Source organism: Shigella sp. FC1661 (genome assembly GCF_001712525.1).
In the GTDB taxonomy this organism is placed as follows: Bacteria; Pseudomonadota; Gammaproteobacteria; order Enterobacterales; family Enterobacteriaceae; genus Escherichia; species Escherichia coli.
On sequence record NZ_MDGW01000151.1, the window covers coordinates 1 to 5,632 of the forward strand.

Annotated in this window: 2 protein-coding genes and 2 pseudogenes; all 4 read left to right on the plus strand. The window is 47.0% G+C overall.

Going from position 1 to position 5,632, the window contains the following annotated elements; genetic code table 11:
* Window positions 1-252 (plus strand): IS1 family transposase (locus tag BFF42_RS10265; RefSeq protein ID WP_216080628.1); only part of this gene is annotated, 252 nt, incomplete at its 5' end.
* Window positions 253-619: 367 nt separating this feature from the next.
* Window positions 620-1,303: pseudogene (locus BFF42_RS26920) on the plus strand (SadB/YajI family lipoprotein).
* Window positions 1,304-1,346: 43 nt separating this feature from the next.
* Window positions 1,347-5,399: pseudogene (locus BFF42_RS10275) on the plus strand (ESPR-type extended signal peptide-containing protein); the annotation flags it as partial.
* Window positions 5,400-5,490: 91 nt separating this feature from the next.
* On the plus strand, window positions 5,491-5,632 hold a 142-nt coding region (locus tag BFF42_RS10280), incomplete at its 3' end, for an IS3 family transposase (RefSeq protein ID WP_001312835.1).

Consider the following 5,632-nt stretch of genomic DNA (forward strand, 5'->3'; position numbering starts at 1 on the left):
CGTCTTCTGAGCCTGCTGTCGGCCTTTGAGGTCGTGGTATGGATGACGGATGGCTGGCCGCTGTATGAATCACGCCTGAAGGGAAAGCTGCACGTTATCAGCAAGCGTTACACTCAGCGCATTGAGCGACATAATCTGAATCTGAGACAACATCTGGCAAGGCTGGGACGGAAGTCACTGTCGTTCTCAAAATCGGTGGAGCTGCATGACAAGGTCATCGGGCATTATCTGAACATAAAACACCATCAGTAAGTTGGAGTCATTACCGAAGATATCATTTATTAATTAACAAGCAGTTACGTCTCTTTTTTTCGGATTTAATTGTGATATTTTAATCATCATATTCATACAATAAATTATCTGTAAATTTTTTCCCAGACATGGTTTCTTTCATATTTGACATTTATTAATAATCATCATTAGAATCCACAAAAATAATATATTCATACAAACACAGACATCTTTTGAAACGAATGATACATTTTTATGATGAATGCTTAAAACAATATTTAATCGACACACATCACTGTCATTAATGTAAAGCAACATAAATCACCAATAATACAATGGACAACTCTACCGGCATTGATCGCTGGTCGGAGGAAATAAGGATTTTTACATGAACTTGAAGAAGATTTTTTTCAGTGCTGTCACTGTTTCAGTTCTCTGCGCATTAACGGGATGTGACTACATTGAAGAAGGCAAGCCAGAAAGTAGTTTATTGAAACAACAAGAAGAACATAACAATAAAATTGATCTACTTGAAAAACAACAAGCATAGCTAAAGAGTCAACTGGAAACTATTCAAAAACAACAAACTGGCATAATAAGCAGTACAAAGACTTTAACTCACGTAATTAAATCCGTTAAAGATCAACAAAACACTTTTATTTTTACCGAGTTTAACCCAGCAAAAACGAAGTATTTCATCCTGAACAATGGTTCGGTGGCTTTAGCGGGTCGAGTGTTATCCATTGACGCCACAGAGAATGGCAGTGTTATTCATATTTCACTGGTCAACTTATTAAGTACACCTATCTCAAATATTGGTTTTAATGCGACATGGGGTGGTGAAAAACCTGTCGATGCCAAAGAGTTTGCCCGGTGGCAACAATTACTTTTCAACACATCAATGAAATCCACATTGAAATTATTACCAGGTCAATGGCAAGACATTAATTTGACCCTGAAGGGTGTATCGCCCAATAACCTGGGATATCTGAAGTTAGCCATCAACATGGAAAATATTCAGTTCGACAATCTTCCCTCTGCTGAAAATCGGCAGAAAAGAAGCAAAAAATAAATGCAGTTAGTACGCTTATAACAAGGAATAGCGAGCATCATTAATGAACAAAATATTTAAAGTTCTCTGGAACCCTGCGACAGGGAATTATACTGTTACCAGCGAAACGGCAAAAAGCCGTGGCAAGAAATCTGGGCGCAGTAAGCTGTTAATTTCTGCGCTGGTTGCGGGTGGAATGTTGTCGTCGTTTGGGGCATTGGCGAATGCCGGGAATGACAACGGTCAGGGTGTTGATTACGGTAGTGGATCAGCTGGCGACGGCTGGGTTGCTATAGGCAAAGGGGCGAAAGCAAATACTTTTATGAACACCAGTGGTTCCAGTACTGCTGTGGGTTATGACGCTATAGCTGAAGGCCAATATAGCTCTGCCATCGGGTCAAAAACCCATGCGATTGGTGGTGCATCAATGGCCTTTGGGGTTAGTGCAATATCAGAAGGCGATAGAAGTATAGCACTGGGTGCCTCTTCGTATTCATTGGGCCAATACTCAATGGCCCTCGGCCGTTATTCAAAAGCATTGGGTAAATTGTCTATTGCTATGGGGGACTCTTCCAAAGCGGAAGGAGCAAACGCCATTGCCCTGGGAAATGCCACTAAAGCTACTGAGATTATGAGTATTGCTCTTGGCGACACCGCCAATGCGTCAAAAGCGTATTCAATGGCGCTGGGAGCAAGTAGCGTCGCATCTGAAGAAAACGCAATTGCCCTGGGGCGTAGCAGTGTAGCTAGCGGTACTGACAGCCTCACATTTGGCAGACAATCACTTGCCAGCGCAGCGAACGCTATTGCGATAGGTGCTGAGACCGAAGCCGCTGAAAATGCAACTGCTATTGGCAATAATGCGAAGGCAAAAGGGACTAATAGCATGGCAATGGGGTTCGGAAGCCTTGCCGATAAAGTCAATACTATCGCATTAGGAAATGGCAGCCAGGCTCTGGCAGATAATGCAATCGCCATAGGCCAGGGCAACAAAGCTGATGGCGTGGATGCCATCGCTCTGGGTAATGGTAGCCAGTCGAGAGGCTTAAACACCATTGCCTTAGGCACAGCCAGTAATGCAACTGGTGATAAGAGTCTTGCGCTTGGTAGTAATAGCAGTGCCAACGGTATTAACTCTGTCGCGCTGGGCGCAGATTCCATTGCGGATTTAGACAATACCGTCTCTGTCGGCAATAGTTCATTAAAACGCAAGATCGTTAATGTGAAAAATGGCGCGATCAAGTCTGACAGTTACGATGCCATTAATGGTTCACAGCTTTATGCCATTAGCGACTCGGTAGCAAAAAGGCTTGGAGGAGGGGCTGCAGTAGATGTTGATGACGGTACTGTTACAGCACCAACCTACAATTTAAAAAATGGTAGCAAAAATAACGTAGGGGCTGCGCTCGCTGTACTTGATGAAAACACCCTGCAATGGGACCAAACCAAAGGCAAATACAGCGCTGCTCATGGTACTAGTAGCCCAACTGCCAGCGTAATCACCGATGTTGCGGATGGCACGATTTCAGCCTCCAGTAAGGATGCGGTTAACGGTTCCCAACTGAAAGCTACCAATGACGATGTCGAAGCCAACACCGCCAATATCGCTACTAATACCAGCAACATTGCCACGAATACGGCAAATATTGCCACCAATACCACCAATATCACCAACCTGACGGATTCCGTTGGTGACCTTCAGGCTGATGCCCTGCTCTGGAACGAAACTAAAAAGGCATTCAGTGCAGCTCACGGCCAGGATACCACCAGCAAAATCACCAACGTTAAAGATGCCGACCTGACGGCTGACAGCACTGATGCTGTTAACGGCTCTCAGCTGAAAACCACCAACGATGCTGTGGCGACGAATACCACCAATATCGCCAATAACACTTCCAATATTGCCACTAACACCACCAACATCTCTAATCTGACTGAGACGGTGACTAATCTTGGTGAGGATGCGCTGAAATGGGATAAGGACAATGGTGTATTCACGGCAGCTCATGGCACCGAGACCACCAGCAAAATCACCAACGTTAAAGATGGCGACCTGACGACTGGCAGCACCGATGCCGTTAACGGCTCTCAGCTGAAAACCACCAACGATGCCGTGGCGACGAATACCACCAATATCGCCACTAACACCACCAACATCTCTAATCTGACTGAGACGGTGACTAATCTTGGTGAGGATGCGCTGAAATGGGATAAGGACAATGGTGTCTTCACTGCAGCTCATGGCAACAATACCGCCAGCAAAATCACCAATATCCTGGACGGCACAGTCACTGCAACCAGTTCCGATGCCATTAACGGTAGCCAGCTTTATGACTTAAGCAGCAATATCGCCACCTACTTCGGCGGCAATGCTTCTGTGAATACTGACGGTGTGTTTACCGGTCCAACCTACAAAATCGGTGAAACAAATTATTATAACGTCGGCGATGCACTGGCTGCGATTAACTCCTCATTTAGCACGTCTCTCGGCGATGCTCTGCTTTGGGATGCCACCGCAGGTAAATTCAGTGCCAAACACGGTACTAATGGTGACGCAAGCGTGATCACTGATGTCGCAGATGGTGAAATTTCAGACTCCAGTTCTGACGCAGTAAACGGCTCACAACTCCACGGCGTGAGCAGTTATGTTGTTGATGCGCTGGGGGGTGGTGCCGAAGTCAATGCAGACGGCACCATCACTGCGCCGACGTACACCATTGCTAATGCTGATTACGATAATGTCGGTGATGCCCTGAATGCTATCGATACCACTCTTGACGACGCTCTGCTCTGGGATGCGGACGCCGGTGAAAATGGTGCATTTAGCGCCGCTCATGGAAAAGATAAAACTGCCAGTGTAATCACTAACGTCGCTAACGGTGCAATCTCTGCTGCCAGCAGCGACGCGATTAACGGCTCACAACTCTATACCACCAATAAGTACATCGCTGATGCGCTGGATGGTGACGCAGAAGTCAACGCTGACGGCACCATCACCGCACCGACTTACACCATTGCGAACGCCGAGTACAACAACGTCGGTGACGCCCTGGATGCGCTTGATGATAACGCCCTGCTGTGGGATGAGACTGCCAATGGCGGTGCTGGAGCCTACAATGCCAGCCATGACGGTAAAGCCAGCATCATCACTAATGTCGCTAATGGCAGTATTAGTGAGGACAGTACCGATGCAGTGAACGGTTCTCAGTTGAATGCGACGAATATGATGATTGAGCAGAACACCCAAATTATCAATCAGCTCGCTGGTAACACCGACGCAACCTATATCCAAGAAAACGGTGCGGGTATTAACTATGTGCGTACTAACGACGACGGCTTAGCGTTCAACGACGCCAGCGCACAGGGTGTTGGCGCTACAGCTATAGGTTATAACTCTGTCGCCAAAGGCGATAGCAGCGTAGCTATTGGTCAGGGCAGCTACAGCGACGTTGATACGGGTATCGCCCTAGGTAGCAGCTCTGTTTCCAGCCGAGTGATTGCCAAAGGCTCCCGTGACACCAGCATAACGGAAAATGGCGTTGTTATTGGTTACGACACCACGGATGGCGAACTGCTCGGTGCATTGTCTATCGGTGATGACGGTAAATATCGTCAAATCATCAACGTAGCCGATGGTTCCGAAGCCCATGACGCCGTTACGGTTCGTCAATTGCAGAATGCGATTGGTGCGGTCGCAACCACGCCGACTAAATACTTCCACGCTAATTCAACGGAAGAAGATTCACTGGCAGTGGGAACTGACTCGCTGGCAATGGGTGCGAAAACCATCGTGAATGGCGATAAAGGTATTGGTATCGGTTATGGTGCCTACGTGGACGCGAATGCACTTAACGGCATTGCCATTGGTAGCAATGCGCAAGTCATTCATGTCAACAGTATTGCGATAGGTAATGGTTCTACGACCACTCGTGGCGCTCAAACCAATTATACCGCCTACAACATGGACGCACCGCAGAACTCTGTCGGTGAATTCTCAGTCGGTAGTGCGGATGGTCAACGTCAGATCACAAACGTCGCAGCTGGTTCAGCGGATACCGATGCGGTTAACGTGGGTCAGTTGAAAGTCACTGATGAGCGCGTAGCGCAAAATACCCAGTAGACTGGCCCCCTGAATCTCCAGACAACCAGTATCACTTAAATAAGTGATAGTCTTAATACTAGTTTTTAGACTAGTCATTGGAGTACAGATGATTGATGTCTTAGGACCGGAGAAACGCAGACGGCGTACCACACAGGAAAAGATCGCAATTGTTCAGCAGAGCTTTGAACCGGGGATGACGGTCTCCCTCGTTGCCCGGCAACATGGTGTAGCAGCCAGCCAGTTATTTC